Source organism: Kibdelosporangium philippinense, from assembly GCF_021390435.2.
Classification (GTDB): Bacteria; Actinomycetota; Actinomycetes; order Mycobacteriales; family Pseudonocardiaceae; genus Kibdelosporangium; species Kibdelosporangium philippinense.
Genome location: NZ_JAJVCN010000001.1, coordinates 2,695,425 through 2,714,188 on the forward strand (window position 1 = coordinate 2,695,425; position 18,764 = coordinate 2,714,188).

An 18,764-nucleotide genomic window follows, 5' to 3' on the forward strand; every position below is an offset into this window, starting at 1 on the left:
GCCTAACCTAACTTTCTCGATGTGATCTCAGGGAGTCAACGATGCTGGACGGCTGCGTGCCTTGGCCCGGGGAGCTGGCCGAGAGGTACCGGGCGGCGGGGTACTGGGTCGAGCAGACGCTGGACGTGCTGCTGCGGGACGGCGCGCGACGCCACCTGGACCGGACCGCGCTCGTCGCCGCCGACGGCACCCGCTTCACGTGGGCCGAGCTCGACGCGTGGGCGGACCGGATTGCCGCCGGACTCGTCGCCGCCGGCCTCGCACCCCAGGACCGCGTGCTGGTGCAGCTGCCGAACGTGCCGGAGTTCGTCGCGTTGTTCTTCGGTCTGCTGCGCGCCCAGGTGCTGCCCGTGCTCGCGCTGCCCGCGCACCGCGAGAGCGAGATCGTGCCGCTGTGCGAGCTGAGCGGGGCGGTCGCGTACTTCGTCGCCGAGGACGACGGCGCGGGTTACGACTACCGCGACCTCGCCCGGACCGTGATCAAGGCAGTGCCCTCGGTCCGTCAGGTGTTCGTGGTCGGTGACCCGGCCGAGTTCGCGCCGCTGCCCACGGCCGACCCCATCGAGTTGCCTGCGGCGGACCCGTTCGCGCCCGCGCTGTTCCTGTTGTCCGGTGGCACGACGGGCACGCCGAAGCTCATTCCCCGCACGCACACCGACTATCTCTACAACGCGCGCGCGAGTGCCGAGGTCTCCGGCTTCACCGCGGAGACCGTGTACCTGGTGGCACTGCCCGCCGCGCACAACTTCGCGCTCGCCTCGCCTGGCCTGCTGGGCGCGATGTCCACCGGGGGCACCGTCGTACTGGCGCCGGACCCCAGTGCGGACACCGTGTTCGAGCTGATCGAACGCGAACGCGTGACGGTGACCGCGGTCGTGCCGCCGATAGCGTTGCTGTGGATGGACGTCGTCGACTTCATGGACGCCGATCTGTCCACTTTGGAGCTGATACAGGTCGGTGGCGCGAAGTTCAACCCCGAGCCCGCCGCGCGCGTGCGGGAAACGCTGGGCTGCGACCTGCAGCAGGTGTTCGGCATGGCCGAGGGCCTGCTGAACTTCACGCGGCTCGACGATGCCGACGAGCTGAAGATCACCACCCAGGGCGCCCCGCTGTGCCCGGCCGACGAACTGCTGATCGTCGACGAGGAAGGCGAACCGGTCGCGCCCGGTGAGAGCGGCGAGCTGCTCACGCGCGGCCCGTACACGCTGCGCGGCTACTATCGCGCCGCGGAGCACAATTCGCGTGCGTTCACCGCTGATGGCTTCTACCGGTCCGGTGACGTGGTGCGGCAGCTGCCGTCCGGGCACCTGATCGTCGAGGGCAGGCGCAAGGACCAGATCAACCGCGGCGGCGAGAAGATCCCCGCGGAAGAGCTGGAGAACCACCTGCTCGCGCACCCCGCCGTGCACGACGCCGCCGTCGTCGGCATGCCGGACGAGGTGATGGGCGAACGTACGTGCGCGTTCGTCGTGGTCAAGGGAGACGCTCCGGCCCTGCGCGAGGTGACGGCGTTCCTGCGGGAACGCGGTGTCGCCGCGTACAAGCTGCCGGACCGGCTCGAAGTGCTCGACGAGTTCCCCCAGACGAAGGTCGGCAAGGTCTCCAAGGTCGCGCTGGTGCGGTTGCTCACCGGTGAGGACGGGTGAGCGTCAAGGCACCTGCGCTGTCCCGCGGCGCGGGCCTGGTGCTCGGCCTGGTCGCACTTGTTTTCGTGGCGCTGCTGTCGCTCGCGGTGGGCGCGCGGTCGATCCCGCTGTCGACGGTGCTGAACGTACTGGCCTCCCCGGACGGCTCCGATTCGGCGTTCGTCGTGTGGGAGCTGCGGATTCCGCGCACGTTGATCGGCGTCGCGGTCGGTGCGGCACTGGGCGTGGCGGGCGCGCTGATGCAGGCGCTGACCCGCAACCCGCTCGCCGATCCCGGTCTGCTCGGCGTGAACGCGGGCGCCTCCGCCGCGGCGGCGTTGTCGATCAGCGTGCTCGGGCTGACGGACCTTCGGGCGTTCGTCTGGTTCGCGTTCGCAGGCGCCGCTGTGGCGGGCACGGTGCTGTACGTCATCGCGGGCCGGTCGGGCGCGTCGCCGGTGCGGCTCGCGTTGGCGGGTGCGGCGGTGATGGCTGCCCTGACCGGGTTCACGCAGGCGGTGACCCTGCTGGACCAGAACGCGCTGGACCAGATGCGGTTCTGGACCGTGGGCGCGTTGGAACGCGCGAACATCGGGACGCTGACGGACGTCGCGCCGTTCCTGGTGGTAGGGCTGGTGATGGCGATCTTGCTGGCGCGGCCGTTGAACGCGTTGTCGCTCGGTGAGGAGATGGGGCGGTCGCTGGGTGCGCATCTCGGCCGGACTCAGCTGCTGACGCTGGTAGCGGTAACGCTGCTGGCCGGTGCGGCGACAGCGGCCGTGGGCCCGTTGGTGTTCGTCGGCCTCGTCGTGCCGCACATGGTCCGGGCGATCACCGGGCCCGACCAGCGGTGGATAGTGGGGTACTGCGCGGTGTTCGCACCGGTGTTGCTGCTGCTGGCCGACGTGCTCGGGCGGGTGATGGCGCGGGAGGAGATCGACGTGGGTGTGGTGACCGCGTTGCTGGGCGGTCCGGTGTTCCTGATCCTGTTGCGGCGCCACAAGGCGGTCCGCGTATGAGCGCGCTTCCTCCGGCTTCCGTCGCTCAGCCTGTACGCCTCCGCACGCGGCCCCGGCGTTCACTTGTCGTCTCTTTCGGTCTCGTCGCCGCGATCGTGGTCGTCGGCGTGATCGCGCTCGGCACCGGCGCGATCTACGTGGCACCGCTCGACGTAGTGCGTACGTTGTTCGGCAACGGCAGCCGCATCACCAACTACGCGGTGCTCGACCTGCGGCTGCCCCGCGTGCTGATCGCGCTCATGGTCGGCGCGGCGCTCGGCATGAGCGGCGCGGTGTTCCAGAGCCTGTCGCGCAACCCGTTGGGCAGTCCGGACATCATCGGCTTCAACTACGGTGCCGCGACCGGCGGCCTGCTCGTCATCCTGGTTTTCGGCGGCAGCCCCGGCACGGTGTCGGCGGGCGCGCTGGTGGGTGGCCTGGCGACGGCGCTGCTCGTGTACGTGCTGGCGTGGCAGCGCGGTGTGCTCGGGATGCGGCTGGTGCTGACCGGGATCGGCATCAGCGCGATCCTGCAGGCGGTCAACTTCTACCTGATCGTCAACGCGGGCGTCGCCGACGTGGCGCGCGCGACGGTGTGGCTCACCGGCAGCCTGAACAACCTCGGCTGGACCCAGCTGTGGCCCACCTCGATCGCGCTCGTCGTGCTGGTGCCCGCGCTGCTGTTCGGCGTGCGGTGGCTGGAAATGCTGGCGATGGGCGACGAAGTGGCGCGGGGCCTCGGCGTTCCGGTGGAAGGCGCGCGCGTGTACCTGCTCGTCTCCGGCACGGCGGCGTGCGCGGTGGCGACGGCGGCGGCCGGCCCGATCGCGTTCGTGGCTCTGGTCGCGCCGCAGTTGGCGAAACGGCTGACCCGGTCGTACGGCGCGAGGCTGCTGCCCGCGGCGTGGATGGGTGCTTTCCTGGTGCTGGCAGCGGATTTCGCCACGCAACGGATCGGCGGTGCGTTGCCCGTCGGCGTCGCGACCGGCGCGTTGGGCGGCGTCTACCTCGCGTGGCTGCTCTGGCGAAAGTCCTGACACCGCAAGGCCGGGGCCTTGCGGTGTCAGGCCGGTCAGGCGGGCACGACGAACGGTGCGACCGAGCCCAGCTTCTCGCAGGTCTCCTCGAACTCGCGGTCCGGTGTCGAGTCGACCACGATGCCCGCTCCCGCGCGCAGCCACGCCTGGTCGCCCTCCTGATACACCGCGCGCAGCACGAGGGCGGCGTCCAGCGAGCCGTCGGCGTCGATCGCGACGACCGCGCCCGAATAGAGGCCGCGGCTGCCGTCCATGCGGGCGATCGCGTCCAGCGACTCACGCTTCGGGATGCCCGACGCGGTCACCGCCGGGAACACCGCCTCCAGTGCGTCCCACGCCGACCGATCCTCGGCCAGGTCGCCGTTGACGAGCGAGGCGAGGTGCTGCACGGACCCCCGCTCCTTGATTCCCATGAAGTCACCGACGTGCACGGATTCCGGCTTGCAGATGCGGCGCAGCTCCTCCTGCGCGGCGCGTACCGAGACGGCGTGCTCGAAGACCTCCTTCGGGTCGTTCTCCAGCTCGCGGCGCGCCGCCGCGTCCAGTTCGGCGCCGCGGCCGAACGCGCGGGTGCCCGCCAGCGGCTGCGTGACGACGTGGCCCGCACCGTCGACCGACACGACGATCTCCGGGCTGAAGCCTGCCGCCTCGGCGCCGTTGAGGCGCAGCACAAACGACCGCGCAGGGGTGTTGCCGAGGCGGCCGCGCTCGTAGGTGCCCACGATGTCGACCTGGAACGGAATGTGCACCGCCCGCGACAGGATGACCTTCTGGTACTGGCCCTGACGGATCTCCTTGATCGCCTGCGCGACCCGTTCGCGGTAGTTGGCGCTGTCCGCCGTGATGTCGACCGCGGAGGTCTGCCCGGTGTCCAGCTCGATGTCGGCGGTCAGCAATTCGCGCACGTGCTCGGCGGTGTCGACCGCGCGCACCACGGCCGTGCCTTCGGCCAGCGTCACCTCGACGCGCGGCACGATCAGCCGGACGATCTCGCCCGTCGGCGCGGCGGCACCGCGCAGCGTCAGTCCGGGCACCAGCGAGGCGAACCCGAAGTTGACCCGGCCGTACGCGCGCCAACCGGTGACCGGCAGTTCCGCGAGCGCCTCGCGCAGCGCCTGACCTGGCGAGCCGGACCAGGACCGCTCGGTCACCTCACCACCGGCCTCGACCCGCACCCGCCGCGCGTCGAGCGTCACCGTGGCGAGCGCGCCACCGGCGAACGTCCAGGTGCCCGCGCGCTCGTAGACGACGTAGTCGTCGAATCCGGACCGCGCCAGCCGAGTTACCAGGTCCAGCGGATCAGCCGACCCTGTCGCGATCTCTTCACGGTCGTACTCGGTCACACCAACTCCTCGTCCTTGGCGCCGGATCTCGGCATGGTCGGCCAGAGGCAGGCCGAGACCAAGGTGATCCTAACCTAAGTAAGGGGACCCTCTATAGGTCCGAATGACCGGTCAGAGACAGATAGATCACACCTCGGCGGACAGCGCTGTCCTCCGACCCGCGTTGCCCCTGAAGGGTCGCTTGATCAGGCAAGGTCTCCATTCAAGCCGTGACGCAGCGGTGCGGTGCGGCATTCCCGAGAGCCGAGGCTTTCACTGCTGTGCTCGGGTTCTTCGCCAGACGAGGAGCAGGACCAACGCACACGCGTTGGTTTGTCGTGAGTGATGAACATTGTTCATTCCGGATGAACGCATAGCGAGGTGTGAGACACAGGAGACCCTTCATCCGGCGGCGTGTGTTCGGTGTGCTCGCCGCGCTGACCATGGCCGGATCACTTGTGGCCGTGCCGCCTGCGTACGCCGAGATCGACCCGACCGCCATGGACAACGCGGTGTTCAGCGCGTACATGCGGGCCACTGCCAAGTCCGAGGCCGATTTCGTCAAGAGTGTCGTGTCCAGCGCCGAGATGCTGGACTGGCGGGTGCTTAACCCGCAAGCGACCAAGGACCAGCTGTTCGACCACTACCTGTGGGTGGCCAGGCACCGGGAGGAAGCGTCCACCGCCTTCTCCGGCCTGTGGGAACGTTCCGAGCACGAGATGCTGGCGTGGACCATCGCGGATCTGCCGCATGCCCCGCAGGCGGAGTACCGGGGGCCGACGGTCTCCGTACTGGTCGCCGCGATGACCGGCCGGGACGCCGAGCGGATGTCCCCGCGGATCAAGGACCGGCTGACCGCCAACGAGCAGTATTTCGACGGCGAGCGCCGCTACTCCGAGGCGCCGGGCCTGGTCTGGGCCGCGGTGGCCAATCGGGCCCGGCAGGACCCGGTCTTCAAACAGGTGTGGGACGGCGAGATCGGCGCGGCGCACAAGTGGGTGAGCGCGACCGACAGCGCGCAGACCATGTCCGACCACCCCATGCTGAGCATGTACTACGACCTGCCGTCGATCCTGTCGAAGAAGAACGACCCGGTCGCGGTCAAGCAGGAGGTGATCAATCAGGTCGCCGAGCTCGGCAAGGGCATCAACCGGGAGTACTCCAAGATCATCGATGTGATCAAGGAGGCCGCGGGCAAGAACGTTCCCGGCGCGCCGCCGAAGCCTGATGAGAAGGTGCCGGTCGAGAAGGCCGAGGACGAGCAGAAGCAACGTCAGGACGTCATCGACGGGATCAAGGCCGGGTTCGACGGACTGTCCTACATCGCCGGAGCGCTCGGCCAGCACGACTTCGCCCAGCAGGTCATGAAGGTCGGCGAGGCGGGGAGCAAGTTCGCGACTGCGAGCAACAAACTGCTGTCGTTCATGCAGACGGCCGGTGAGATCTCGGGATTCGCCACGGCCGCCGCGATGGGCAACTTCGCCGGTGCCCTGATCTCGGTGGTGTCCATGTTCACCGCGGGCCCACCGAGTATCGAACAGGTGATCCTCAGCCAGATCGCCGAGTTGCGCAAGGAGGTCCAGCGGCTCGGGCGGGACATGAACGCCCGGTTCGACCAGATCGACAGCAGGCTCAAGGAGGTGTACGGCAAGCTGGCCGCCGAGTTCGAACGGACCAATGCCCGCGTGGAGGAAGTCCGCCTGATCGCCAAGGACATCGCCAGCAACGTGCTGCACCACCAGGCACGGACCCAGGCCATCGGCGAGGCCACGCTGGACGCGATCGCCGACATGGAGCGCGACAAACTGCTGGAATGGGCCAATCTCGGAGTCGACTACTCACGGGCGCACCAGGGCGACCCGATTCCCAAGCAGACGTTCGTCGACGCGGAGAACATCTTCAACGCCTACGGCACGCAGAACACGACGTCCGCGGCGTATGTCGTACCGGAAGGCCGCTACACCACCGAGCAGGAGGCTGTCTCCACGCTGCTGAAGCTCTACGGGGATCCGACCAAGAGCTTCGGGCCGACCGGGGCGATCCGCTTCTTGGCCTGGTACGCCAACGAAAGCAAGCTCGCACCCGGCTTCCCGGTGCCGCCGAGTGGCAAGATCGCCAACCCGGCGGTGTGGGCGTTGGCGGCCAACGCGTACACGCTGATGACCGATCAGAACCGGGCCATGGCTGCGACGAGCGTCGCACGGTGGCGGGCGGACGATGTGATCACCGTCGGCAAGGACATCCAGAACGCCATCCAGCAGTTCGTCCTGTACGGGCAGGTGGAACCGGGTAAGGCGAGTCTGCTGTACCAGAACCTGATGACGAAGTACCGCGTGGCGATGCGGGACTTCCTCAACAGCCTGCGCGTGCACGAGAACGCGGCGCGGGACGGCAAGAAGTACGAGCTCTTCGGCAACTACGAGCAGGCCATCCCGGCGGACCACGGGATGCCGGTGGCGGCGGACATGCCGCACTGCTCCGGGTTGTCCACCTTGCCGCGGATCAAGACACCGGCCAACGCGACCGGGCTCGACCTCAGTCCCGCGGTGATGTTCGCCAGGTACCTGCGGTTCAAGTCGGACATGCCGGAACCGGCCTACACACCGTGCTACTCGGCTCAGTGGGTGAACACGAGGGTGGAGACCGGCACCGACCCGCTGACCGGCAAGCGCATCACCGTCAAGTTTGGTGACCTGCAGATCAGCGCGCGCCAGTTCATGGTGTGGACACCCACTACCGGCCTTGTCGAGGCCCGCCGGATGTCCGCGGTGGTCAAGAAGAACGTGGAGATCCAGTTCTGCATGTGGGACGGGCCGACGGGGCCGCGCGCCTGCAAGCCGATCGAGGAACGCAGTGAGCACGAGGAGGCAGCCAAGGGCTGGGAACCGGAGTTCCGGCAGGCCTTCGAGAAGACCGCGAAGCCGGAGAACATCCCGGACCTCGCCAGGTCCGACGGGCTCGGCAAGATCTTCACCGGCGAGTACCTGGACAAGCGGAAAGGCACGTACTACAAGAAGGTCTCCGAATCGCTGGACACGGCACCGGCCAGGGACGTCGACTTCGCGGTGCAACTGCTGCGGGCGTACACCGAGGTCGGCCTGTCCCGGGTGTTGGAGTCCGACGACCAGATGAAGGCGTTGCTGTACGGGGAGCGGCAGTTGTATTCGACTCCGCTGCTCAAGCAGCTTTTCGGCAAGGCGAAGGCCAACTACGAGTCGGGGACGATGGATCCGTTCGCGGGCCAGACCGCGTTGGAGAAGGCCGATGCCCAGCCGTACCCGCCGGGGCTGGAGAGCCCCGACAGGTTCTCGGCATGGCTGATGCACAGCGCGGGCGTGCGAACCGACCGGTTGTCGACCCGGCTGGACGTCCCGTTCGCCTCCTTCGATGACCAGTCGTTGCCCGAGGTCCAGCACGCGTTGACGAAGCTGCAGATCGTCACGGACGCGATTCACGGCCGCAAGAACTGACCGGGACACTGACCGGAAGTGCCACCGCACTTCCGGTCAGGACCAGTCGCACTGCCAGGTGAACGCGGGTGCGGGTCCCGGTTGGTAGCTGACGAAGGCGCCGGTACGCACCGAGGTGTCCAGGTGATGTCCGAGCACCGGCAGGGTCTGCCCGATCCGTGCGATCGTGGTCCGCAGTGCCCTGGTGACGTTGATCCTGGCCTTCTCGGCGGCCGACCCGGTCTGCCGATCACGCCCGCCGAGTCCGACCGCGTAGGCCAGTTGCCGTGCCAGAGCGTCCAGTTCGGACCTCGCGGCCCCGGCCCTGACGATGTCGTGAAAGGATTCCGCCTCGGCGATCACCTCCCGCAGGTCCTCGATCCGGGCGCGGTACGCGGCCTTGGCCTGCCCGTCCAGCACAGGCCCGAGGCTGGATTGCCGCACTGCGGCGGTCAGCTGCATCGTGTGCACCTCGACGCCAGGCCGGGACAGCAACTCGGCGAGATACCGGACCCCCTTGCTGTGCTTGAGCCGCACAACGTCGGCCGCGTGCGTGAGTGACCAGTATTCGCCTTCCCTACGGAACGAGTTCGTACATTGTTGCCGGATCACCACATCCATAGGGCAAGTACACAGATCAGGTTCCCGGACGACCAGGGTGCGCTGTCCCCAGCACACCGGGAGAAGTTCCCGGCCTCACAAGGTAACTGGTCAGATCAGCGCTCGCAGTGAGCACAACCCGCCGGACCCAGGAACACGTGCTCACTCGTCGCGCCAACGGCTGGGTCCGGCTGATGGCGGTTCCACTGCTGACGAGTACCGATGAGGCGCACGTCCGGACGATCGGGGGACGCTCGATCACCTGGTGCGCACCGGCGGGTGCTTGTACCTCACTGGACACGATCGTCCACCTTCTGCCTGTTGACGCGGAATGTCTGGATCATCGTTGCCGGGCAACGACTTCGACCTCGATGGACGCGGCGCTGAACGGCGAGGTGTCCACGATCGGCACGAATGTGGTGGGTGGGAGGGTTGGTCCGAAGAACATCGTGCGCCAACACGTTCGACGACTGCCATCTCGTTGGCGTCCTTCAGGTACACGGTCTGGTGGATGACGTCTGTCAGGTCCAGGCCGAACGGTAGTTGTCAAGTCCAATTGAGACGGTTTGTGTCTACAGGGCTGGTTGTGACTGTGGAATGGGTTGGTTGATCCAGACTGCCTCGGGCAGTTTGGGTGGCCGGGGTCGGCGGGTGAAGCGTTCGGGGTGTGCGGCGTAGGCCCGGTTGAGGGTGGTTTGGCGTTGGGTCTGGATCTGCTCGGCGGTGCCGAAGTGGACCGAGGCCGGGGTGTGCATCCCGATCCCGGAATGCCGGTGTTCGTGGTTGTAGGCCAGGAAGAAGCTCTCGCAGAACGCGCGGGCGTCGGCCAGTGACCCGAACCGGTCGGGAAAATCCGGCACGTACTTCATCGTCTTGAACTGGGCTTCGGAGTACGGGTTGTCGTTCGAGGTTCGGGGGCGGGAATGCGACCGCAGCACGCCGAGATCGACCAGGAGGTCGGACACTGGTTTGGAGACCATCGCCCCGCCGCGGTCGGCGTGGATGGTGTGCGGCTCGACCCCGTTGCGGGCGACCGCGTCAGCGAGGAAATCCTTGGCCACGACCGCGTCCTCGGCCGCGGCGACCAGCCAGCCCGTCACATAGCGGGAGAAGATGTCCAGCACGACATAGCACTTGTACCAGACGCCTTTGACCGGTCCTTTCAACGCGGTGATGTCCCAGGACCACACCTCGCTGGGGCCGCGGGCGATCAGCTCCGGGCGGACCCGGGGTGGATGGGTGGCCAGCCGGCGGCGTTCGGACACCTGCCCAGCCGCGCGGGCGATGCGGTACATGGTGGAGATCGAGCAGTGATATCGGCCCTCGTCCAGCTCGCGGGCCCAGACCTGTGGGATCGCCAGATCCGCGTAGGTCGGGCTGGTTAGCAAGGCCAGCACGGCTGTGCGTTCGGTGTCGGTCAACGCCGAGGGCGGTGGTTGGCGCGGTAGCCACGGACCGTGCTTGGCCGGCGGCGGGTTGGCGCGCCGGTAGTAGGTCGCGCGGGAGATCCCGGTCAGCGCGCACGACTGCTGCACCGAGACCTCGGCTGCGCGTAGTTCGGTGAACGCGGCCGTCATGACGTCCTCGGCGGCTCGTCGTTCTCCGCGCTCTCGGAGAGTCCTTCCAAGAGCGCGTGTGCTTTTCCCATGATGTCCAGCGCTATCCGGGTTTTCGCCAGGTCGGATCGCAGTTTCTCGTTCTGGCGGCGGAGTTTCTCCAGCTCGATCTGCTCGGCTGATTTCTTCGAGCGTTTCGCCGGTGTCGACGGGTCCGCCGGGCCGCTGGTCAGGGCGGCCGCGTCGCGGGCGCGTGTCCACTCGATGATGTGCGAGGAATACAGGCCTTCCCGGCGCAGGATCGCGCCTTTCTCGCCGTTGGGGGCGTTCTCGTACTCGGTGACGATCGCCAGCTTGTACTCCGGGCTGAACACCCGCCGGGACGGACGCGGCGCGGGATCGCCCGCCGGTGTCGACGGGATGGGCTGGTCGTCAGCGGGAGTGGACACGTACACAAGGATCTCCGATCCCGCCCTTGGTCAGGAACCCCGGTACTCACACCGGGTGTCTCACACGATCCTGACAAAGAGGGGAACGCCTCGAGGTACCCGATGTGCGACTGGTAGACGTACCAGGCCTTCGCGCGTAACCCGGAGTCTGCTTCCAGGTGCCCAAAGGACAGGCGGCGGCCGTCGTCGGGCAGGCCGGCGTTGCTGTCGACCAGTCGCCTGTTGGGTCCGTCGATGGGAACCTCGCTGCAGGTGAACACGAGATCGCCGCCCCGGACCGCGCCGACGTGGTAGCGGGCGATGTCCGCTTGGGGCAGACGGACTTCCTTCGCGTCGCCGCGGCTGCGTGGCAGGAAGGCCACGCACCCGCAACGCCAGCCGGGTCTTGCCGACCACTGCGACCCCGGTCACCGTGACCAGCCGCACCAGCCGCGCGGCGCGGGCGGTCTCGCGTTGGCGACCGACAAAGCTTGTTGTCTCGTCCGGCAGATTGCCCGCCGGCCAGCGTGATCCGGCGCCCGCCGTCACGAGTGTCGGCCTTGTTGTTGTTCGGCGACCCATGCGGCGAGTTGGATGCGGTTGGTGAAACCGAGCTTGGTCAGGATGCGTTCGACGTGGCCTTCGGCGGTGCGTTGGGCGATCACCAGCCGCGCGGCGATGTCCTTGTTGGACAGCCCCTGCGCGAGCAGTTCAGCGACCTGCCGTTCCCGGCGAGTCAGCGGCGTCGACGGTTCGTCGGTGGGGGCTGTGGGCGTCGAGGGGGAGGGCTGTGCGGGTTCGCCGAGGGCGTAGGCGACGGCCTGATCCAGGTCGAGCGCTGCGCCATGGTCGACGGCGATCTGGAACGCACGGTCACCGAGGGCGCGGCGGGCCTGCTGCTCGCACGCCTCGTGCGCGGCGTGGTAGTGCGGGGAGCCCAACAGGGACTGGCCGCCGAGTAGCGGCCACAGTTGCTGCGCCACGCCGAGCAGCACGGCGGCCCGCTCGCTCTCGCCGGCTGTCCCCGCGATCCACGCCAGCCGCTCGACGAGCAACACCGTGCCCAAGGTGTCGTTGAAGGTACACATGATCCGGAGGCTTTCCTTGGCGTGCATGCTCGCCTGCGCCAATTCGCCTCGATGCCACTGTGCGAGGGCGAGCAGGGAGAGGGCATGAGCCCGGGTCGATTGCTCGCCCTGCCGCTCGCCGATCGCGCACACCTGCGTGGCGAGGGCGATCGCGCGGTCGGGATCCCCTTGGAACGTGGCGGTGCGAGCCAGCAGGACTTGGGCCAGCCGAAGCGGGCGTCAGCAGGCCCCGCGCAGGGAGTCGCGGCCTGCGTACCGTGCTTCCGTGCCCAGCTCTTCCTCGATGCGGATGAGCTGGTTGTACTTCGCGGTGCGGTCCGATCGTGACAATGAGCCGGTTTTGATCTGTCCGCAGCCTGTGGCCACGGCGAGATCGGCGATCGTGGTGTCCTCTGTCTCGCCGGACCGGTGGGACATGACCACGGAATAGCCCGCCTTGTGCGCGGTGTCCACTGTGGTCAGAGTTTCGGTCAGTGTGCCGATCTGGTTGACCTTGACCAGAATGGAGTTGGCGATCCCGCGCTCGATCCCGTCCCGCAGCAGGGTCACGTTGGTGCAGAACACATCGTCGCCGACGAGCTGAACGCGGTCGCCGATCGTCTCGGTCAACTGCTTCCAGCCGTCGAAGTCGTCCTGGGCGATTCCGTCCTCAATGGACACAATGGGGAACTTGGCGGTCAGTTCGGCGAGGTATGCGACGTGCTGCTCGACGCTGCGCTTGTGACCTTCGCCGACGTAGTCGTACTCGCCATCGGTGTAGAACTCCGACGCGGCTGGGTCAAGCAGCAGTGCGATGTCCTCACCAGGGGTGTAGCCGCAGTACTCGATCGCCTTGACCACGAACCGCAGCGCTTCGTCGGCGGAGTTCAGGTTGGGTGCGAATCCGCCCTCGTCGCCGACGTTGGTGTTGTGTCCGGCTTCGTGCAAGGACTTGCGCAGCGTGTGGAACACCTCCGAGCCCATCCTGACGGCCTCGGCGAAGGTCTCCGCGCCGACCGGGCCGATCATGAACTCCTGGAAGTCGATCGAGTTGTCGGCGTGCACGCCACCGTTGATGATGTTCATCATCGGCAGCGGCAGCAGGTGCGCGAACACGCCGCCGACGTAGCGGTACAACGGCAGGCCACTGCTGGCGGCAGCCGCCTTCACGGTCGCGAGGGAGACGCCGAGCGTCGCGTTCGCGCCGAGCCTGGCCTTGTTCGCGGTGCCGTCCAGGTCGATCAGGGCACGGTCGACTTCGGCTTGTGCTTCCGCGTCGAGCCCGACAAGTGCGTCCCTGATCTCGCCGTTGACCGCGTCGACGGCCTTGCGCACGCCCTTGCCGTGGTACCGGGCCTTGTCGCCGTCGCGCAGCTCCACAGCCTCCCGCGTGCCGGTTGACGCGCCGGACGGGACCGCGGCGCGGCCCAGCGACTCGTCTTCAAGCAGAACATCCACTTCGACAGTCGGGTTGCCACGACTATCGAGGACCTCCCGGCCGTGTACGGCGACGATGGCAGTCATGTGCGCTCCTCACAGGGGTTTCAGCAGGCAGCGCAACGTCGAGCCGCCCCAGGCATCGGGGACGGTATCAGAATCGATCAAGAGCGGAAGATCTTTCCCTGTGGCTGATGGCTAGGGCCACAGCAGGCCTCGGCTCCACGCGTCGTCGGCGCGGGTGTAACACAGCCGCACGTGCCTGCGGCGTTGTCGCCTTGCCAGAACTCGACTTCGTCGGCGTGCACGGTACCCAACGCGACCACCACAGCCGCGCAAACGCCCGCCTGCCACGCGACGTGAAACCGGGACAGCCCGGGGTTCATCCGCACCAGGACGTCGAGTGCTCTTGCCACCGTGCCAGATTTCCCAGCCATTTCAACGAAGTCCAGAGCACACTGTACCGATCAGTCATACCCGTCAAGCTGGTCAGTCATCTGACGGATGGCGTTGCTCGGCAAGGTTGTCGCAGGCTGCCTGGTGTTCCCGGCAATCCGTCCGATACGGCATAAGGCAGGAGACGCGAGGATGACCACAGTACAGACCCAGCGTTGTCGCCGCTTTCGTTTCGTGGAAAGGCCCGCTGTTGGCTAGAAAGGTCGAAAACATTCGATCACGACGAGCACCCTCCGGCATCGACTTCACCCACTAGGCGCTCCCCGCCGAAAGCGACGGCGAGAGGGAGAGGCACGTAGCCGTGGCAGAGTTATGCCACAACCTCGGTACGACTCTGATGGTCGTTGCCGCGGCGCTCGCGCAGCTGTTGAAAGTCGGGTTGGGCCGCCCGGACCGCGCCCAGCAGATCCCGTACACCGACAACAGTTTTCCCAGTGGGCATGTCACCGTGGCGGCTATCGGCGTTTTCGCGGTGTTGCTGGTGGTGCCCGGGCGGCCCCAGTGGGCAAGCAGCACCGCACCCAAGAAGTCACTCGGCCGGTGCCGGCCCGCGACCAACGCATGCGTGGTCAGTGAGCCTTGGCAGATCACAGGAGAGGGCGGGATACTGTGCCTGTGGTGCCTGAATGGTGGCTGGAGGAGTCGATGCTCGGATGACGGCGGGGCGACCGTTGCCCACACAGGACGACGTGCTCGGGTACTTCAACGCGTTGTCGAACTGGGGACGGTGGGGCGACGACGACGAGCTCGGCACTCTGAACCACATCACCGACGACATCCGGCTGGCGGCGGCGCGGGCCGTGCGCCATGGCAGGAGCGTGTCGTGCGCATGGGAAGTTGCCGTACCGCAAGACATGGAGCGGTCGACGACGACGTGCCCGCGCACCGCCGACATGCCAGGCGCCGAGGACATGCCGGCGCCCGGATTTCGCGACGACCACCGCTTCGGCTTTTCGTTCGAGCGGCTCGGCTTCACGTTCCACGGCAACACCATCACCCACATCGACTCGCCATGCCCCGTCTTCTGGGACGGCACGATGTACAACGGGCGGTCGCACTCGTTGGTCGACGCCGCAACGGGATCGGACTGGGCCGCGGTCACGGCGGCGGCGAACGGGATCATCACGCGTGGTGTCCTGCTGGACATTGCGAGGGTCCGCGATGTGCCGTGGCTGGAACCGGGACAGGGTGTGTTTCCCGAGGATCTCGAGGAGGCCGAGCGTCGCCAGGGTGTGCGGGTGCGATCCGGCGATGCGGTACTGCTGCGGACCGGCTATGGCCGCTTCCGGCATGAGGTCGGTGAGGCCACCGGTTTCATGCAGGCTGGCTGGCACGCATCTTGCCTGCCGTGGCTGTATGAGCGGGAGGTGGCGCTGATCGGCGCTGACACTCCTCAGGACGTTCAGCCGTCGGGGTACGAGAACCTCCTGATGCCGGTTCACGCCGTGAGCCTCGTCGCGATGGGTCTGTGGATGCTCGACAACTGCGACTTGGAGGTGTGCGCGACGACGGCCGCAGAGCTCGGCCAATGGGACTTCCACCTCGCCGTCGCGCCGGTCCGCTTCGCTGGTGCGTCCGGCAGCCCGGTCAACCCGATCGCCACATTCTGACCGCGGGACTCTCGCCTTGATCACACGGCGGGTGCGGCACACAGACATGCCGATCCTTGTCATGGGCTCAGTTGTTTGACCAGGACATCCAGGCGGTTCTCCTGTTCGGCGAACTCGGCGGTGAACCGTCTTTCCGTCCATCCGCGTTGGGTCTGTCGGCCAGCCAGCCCACACTGCTGTAGCCGAGCACCATTGAGCGGGCCAAACGTGGCGTCGATCAACGAATCCACCTCCGCCATGACGGTCATGGTGACCGGCTACCCACGGATGACCTCGTCAACCCGCGCCACCTTGACCGAACTCACTGTCCACTGTGGCCTCATACGGCACGGAACCTGATGGTTGCCTGTCGTCCTACTGGGTAGCCGGAACAGGGGTTCTTGAGTTGAACGAACAAGCCATGCAGTGGATGGAGGCTGTTGTGCACCAGGAAGAGCGGGAGCAGATTCGGCGCGAATTCGGCGAAGCCGTGAACATGACGGCCAAGCAACTGGAACAGTGGCTGGCGAGCAAGGAGTCGAAGGCCGTCGGTGACAAGCCGGACGGAGAGTCGACCGGACACGCCTCGGGCAGACGGATTGTGGCATTGCTCAGGACGCGCCCCGACGACTTGACCGAAGATGACTATCGGCACATGCGCAAGGTCACTGGATACGTGCATCGACACACGGCGCAGCGGCCCGCTTCGGACATCACGACGAGTCGATGGCGATATTCCCTGATGAACTGGGGCCATGATCCGCTCGACCACTAGGCGTCCCGAGTGTTGGAGTCGGCTGTCGGCTCGGTTCGGAAGTTTCGGTCATGCGAACCAGGGAATTCCGCTCCTGGGATGGGAGGTGACGCCGACGGCGGTGCCGCCGTGGCTGTCCCATTCGACCTTGTCACCTTTGCTCACGCTGGGATGCTGGACGTGTCGCGATGCCACGCGCGATGCTGGCCGATCTCCGTGATGAGCGTGTCGAAGTACTGGGCGGGCAAGGAATCCTCCGCGGCTGGTGCCGTCACGACGCCCACATCGCTGACGATGTCGTCCTCATTGGTCGCGATGCGCGTCTCACCGAGGTTCGCCTTGCGCAACAACTTGATACCGACGCCGAAAGCACCGACCGCTTTGCCGTGCTTGAATGCCTCGGTCACGAAGTGCACGGCGTACCCGTCCTTGCTCAGCGCGGCGACGCTGTCGGGTCCACAAGGGACGACAACGGCGTCGTAGAGCACTGATGCCATGGTGTTGATTGCCCGGTCGGCTTGGAGATCGTCATCATTGGCGCTGCGGACCATGCCGTCGGCCGGAGCGAGCAGTTCGGGAATGGCGCCGCTTTCCTTCAGCGCGGCCACGAGTCGGCGTGTGCCCTTTCCGTCGACGCCGTCGGCGATCAGGATGGCGACCTTGCGGGTCCGCACGCCTGTCACGGGTGCGGTGAGCTGGCTCAACGCGGGGGAGCTGTGGCCGTGGTTGGGTATGGCTTCCTGCTCCGGCGCTGGAACTCCGATGCCTTTGGCGACCAGGATCGCGAGCTCGTGGTCGACATGGTTGAGCTGGTCCACCACCGCGGCCCGGATCTCGATGTGGTCGACTTTGCCCAGTTCGAAGCGGAACGCGGCGACGATGTGGTCTTTCTCTGTCTCGCTCATGCTGTTCCAGAACAGGGTCGCCTGGCTGTAGAAGTCTTTGAAGCTCATGCTGCGCCTGCGGATCTTCGTGCCTTCGACTTTCTCCTGGTAGTGCGCGAAGACTTCGGGGAAGTCACCGGAGACCGCCGGGCAGCCGCCGCCAAGGCTGTTCTTGAAATAGCTCGTGCGGCCCCGGTGGATCTGGTGTTGCTGGAAACCGTCGCGCTGGTTGTTGTGCACCGGCGCCACCGGCCGGTTGACCGGGATGTGCGCGAAGTTGGGGCCACCGAGCCGCAGCAGCTGAGTGTCCAAATAGGAGAAGTTGCGGGCCTGGAGCAGTGGATCGTTGGTGAAGTCGATGCCGGGCACGATGTTCGCGGTGTGAAAGGCGACCTGTTCGGTCTCGGCGAAGAAGTTGTCCGGGTTGCGGTCGAGCACCATCCGGCCGACCGGCCGGACCGGGACCGCTTCCTCTGGGATGATCTTCGTGGCGTCCAGCAGGTCGAAGCCGAAGCGGTGCTCATCGGCCTCGGGCACGAGTTGCACACCCAGTTCCCACTCAGGGAAGTTACCCGTCTCGATGGCTTCCCAGAGGTCGCGGCGGTTGAAGTCGGGGTCCTTGCCCGCGATCTTCTGCGTCTCGTCCCAGACAAGGGAGTGCGTGCCGAGCACGGGTTTCCAGTGGAACTTCACGAACGTGCCAGCGCCATGGGCGTTGACCAGCCGGAAAGTGTGCACGCCGAAGCCCTGCATCATTCGGTAGCTGCGCGGTAGTGCCCGGTCGGACATCAGCCACATCATCATGTGCATGGTCTCCGGCTGCAGCGCGACGAAGTCCCACAGTGTGTCGTGCGCCGACTGGGCCTGCGGGATGTCGTTGTGCGGCTCGGGTTTGACCGCGTGTACGAAGTCCGGGAACTTGATGCCGTCCTGGATGAAGAACACCGGCATGTTGTTGCCGACCAGATCGTAGTTGCCCTGCCGGGTATAGAACTTCGTCGCGAACCCACGGACGTCCCGCACGGTGTCCGCCGAGCCGCGCGAACCGGCCACAGTGGAGAACCGCACGAAGACCGGCGTGCTGATGTCAGGATCAGTCAGGAATTGCGCGGCGGTGAACTCAGCGAGCCATCCGTCATAGGGCTGGAAATGACCATACGCTCCCGCCCCTCGTGCGTGTACGACTCGTTCGGGGATGCGTTCGTGGTCGAAATGGGTGATCTTCTCCCTCGTGTGAAAATCCTCCAGCAGTGTCGGGCCTCGATCACCGGCGGTCAGCGAGTCGTCGGTGTGGTCGACCCGGACGCCTTGCTGACTGGTCAGGTGAGTGTCCACTGAGTCCACTCGTGCGGAGTCCAGCTGCCGATCCTTCTCATCGCGAAGTGCCATGCAGTCGGCGTACCCGGTCACTGCACGCCTAATCTGCCACGCACCTGCTTTGCGCCCTGACGGCCGGAGTGAATGTCACTGAAATGGGTGTATGACTGGGTAACGGAAGCGGGATGGCTGGTGGAGAAGGATCTTTATGGCATTCCGGCTGCATCCGCGCAGCGCGGCCAACC

The 18,764-nt window shown here is 66.7% G+C and carries 16 protein-coding genes; 6 read left to right on the forward strand and 10 right to left on the reverse strand.

The window, feature by feature from the left end; all coding sequences use genetic code 11:
• Window positions 1–41 precede the first annotated feature (41 nt).
• Genes LWC34_RS12275 through LWC34_RS12285 form a run of 3 tightly spaced genes read left to right on the forward strand, consistent with a single transcriptional unit; the run spans window position 42 to window position 3,660 of the window.
• Window positions 42–1,646, forward strand: coding sequence for a (2,3-dihydroxybenzoyl)adenylate synthase (locus LWC34_RS12275; RefSeq protein ID WP_233725175.1), 1,605 nt, complete (start codon window positions 42–44; stop codon window positions 1,644–1,646).
• The gene (locus tag LWC34_RS12280) at window positions 1,643–2,644 is read left to right on the forward strand and encodes a FecCD family ABC transporter permease (RefSeq protein WP_233725176.1); all 1,002 of its coding nucleotides are present in this window, start codon (window positions 1,643–1,645) and stop codon (window positions 2,642–2,644) included. The genes LWC34_RS12275 and LWC34_RS12280 overlap by 4 nt, the downstream gene beginning before the upstream one ends.
• Window positions 2,641–3,660: a FecCD family ABC transporter permease gene (locus tag LWC34_RS12285; protein WP_233725177.1), complete on the forward strand. Its 1,020-nt coding sequence runs from the start codon at window positions 2,641–2,643 to the stop codon at window positions 3,658–3,660. Before LWC34_RS12280 ends, LWC34_RS12285 begins: the two co-directional genes overlap by 4 nt.
• A gap of 35 nt (window positions 3,661–3,695) precedes the next feature.
• Here the strand turns inward: LWC34_RS12285 and LWC34_RS12290 are convergent, their stop codons facing one another.
• Complete coding sequence (locus LWC34_RS12290; RefSeq protein WP_233725178.1) at window positions 3,696–5,003, reverse strand: salicylate synthase; 1,308 nt, start codon at window positions 5,001–5,003, stop codon at window positions 3,696–3,698.
• A gap of 362 nt (window positions 5,004–5,365) precedes the next feature.
• Here LWC34_RS12290 and LWC34_RS12295 point away from each other — a divergent pair, with 362 nt between their 5' ends.
• Complete coding sequence (locus LWC34_RS12295) at window positions 5,366–8,452, forward strand: hypothetical protein (RefSeq protein ID WP_233725179.1); 3,087 nt, start codon at window positions 5,366–5,368, stop codon at window positions 8,450–8,452.
• 36 nt (window positions 8,453–8,488) lie between these two features.
• Here LWC34_RS12295 and LWC34_RS12300 read toward each other — a convergent pair whose 3' ends face one another.
• The 7 genes from LWC34_RS12300 to LWC34_RS56815 all read right to left on the reverse strand — a co-directional run bounded on the left by LWC34_RS12300 (window position 8,489) and on the right by LWC34_RS56815 (window position 14,417).
• Window positions 8,489–9,052: a hypothetical protein gene (locus LWC34_RS12300; protein WP_233725180.1), complete on the reverse strand. Its 564-nt coding sequence runs from the start codon at window positions 9,050–9,052 to the stop codon at window positions 8,489–8,491.
• 551 nt (window positions 9,053–9,603) lie between these two features.
• Window positions 9,604–10,608, reverse strand: coding sequence for an IS3 family transposase (locus tag LWC34_RS12305; RefSeq protein ID WP_233723014.1), 1,005 nt, complete (start codon window positions 10,606–10,608; stop codon window positions 9,604–9,606).
• The gene (locus LWC34_RS12310; RefSeq protein WP_233723013.1) at window positions 10,605–11,036 is read right to left on the reverse strand and encodes a hypothetical protein; all 432 of its coding nucleotides are present in this window, start codon (window positions 11,034–11,036) and stop codon (window positions 10,605–10,607) included. Before LWC34_RS12310 ends, LWC34_RS12305 begins: the two co-directional genes overlap by 4 nt.
• A gap of 524 nt (window positions 11,037–11,560) precedes the next feature.
• The gene (locus LWC34_RS12315) at window positions 11,561–12,235 is read right to left on the reverse strand and encodes a helix-turn-helix transcriptional regulator (RefSeq protein ID WP_233725181.1); all 675 of its coding nucleotides are present in this window, start codon (window positions 12,233–12,235) and stop codon (window positions 11,561–11,563) included.
• Window positions 12,236–12,322: 87 nt separating this feature from the next.
• On the reverse strand, window positions 12,323–13,606 hold the full coding sequence (gene eno / locus LWC34_RS12320) for a phosphopyruvate hydratase (protein WP_233725182.1): 1,284 nt from the start codon (window positions 13,604–13,606) through the stop codon (window positions 12,323–12,325).
• A gap of 77 nt (window positions 13,607–13,683) precedes the next feature.
• A complete protein-coding gene (locus tag LWC34_RS12325) occupies window positions 13,684–13,935 on the reverse strand; it encodes a hypothetical protein (protein ID WP_233725183.1) in 252 nt (83 codons plus the stop codon).
• A 350-nt stretch (window positions 13,936–14,285) separates the two neighbouring features.
• Window positions 14,286–14,417, reverse strand: a complete 132-nt coding sequence (locus LWC34_RS56815; RefSeq protein ID WP_284051438.1) for a hypothetical protein — start codon at window positions 14,415–14,417, stop codon at window positions 14,286–14,288.
• Between the two features lie 211 nt (window positions 14,418–14,628).
• Here LWC34_RS56815 and LWC34_RS12330 point away from each other — a divergent pair, with 211 nt between their 5' ends.
• Entirely contained in the window at window positions 14,629–15,585 is a 957-nt protein-coding gene (locus LWC34_RS12330; protein ID WP_233725184.1) for a cyclase family protein, read from the forward strand.
• Window positions 15,586–15,644: 59 nt separating this feature from the next.
• On the opposite strand, the gene LWC34_RS12335 is transcribed toward LWC34_RS12330, so the two are convergent.
• Window positions 15,645–15,824, reverse strand: coding sequence for a hypothetical protein (locus LWC34_RS12335; RefSeq protein WP_233725185.1), 180 nt, complete (start codon window positions 15,822–15,824; stop codon window positions 15,645–15,647).
• A gap of 170 nt (window positions 15,825–15,994) precedes the next feature.
• On the opposite strand from LWC34_RS12335, the gene LWC34_RS12340 reads away from it, so the two are divergent.
• The gene (locus tag LWC34_RS12340; RefSeq protein WP_372496534.1) at window positions 15,995–16,339 is read left to right on the forward strand and encodes a DUF3140 domain-containing protein; all 345 of its coding nucleotides are present in this window, start codon (window positions 15,995–15,997) and stop codon (window positions 16,337–16,339) included.
• A 140-nt stretch (window positions 16,340–16,479) separates the two neighbouring features.
• On the opposite strand, the gene LWC34_RS12345 is transcribed toward LWC34_RS12340, so the two are convergent.
• Complete coding sequence (locus LWC34_RS12345) at window positions 16,480–18,591, reverse strand: catalase (RefSeq protein WP_233725187.1); 2,112 nt, start codon at window positions 18,589–18,591, stop codon at window positions 16,480–16,482.
• Between the last annotated feature and the right edge of the window lie 173 nt (window positions 18,592–18,764).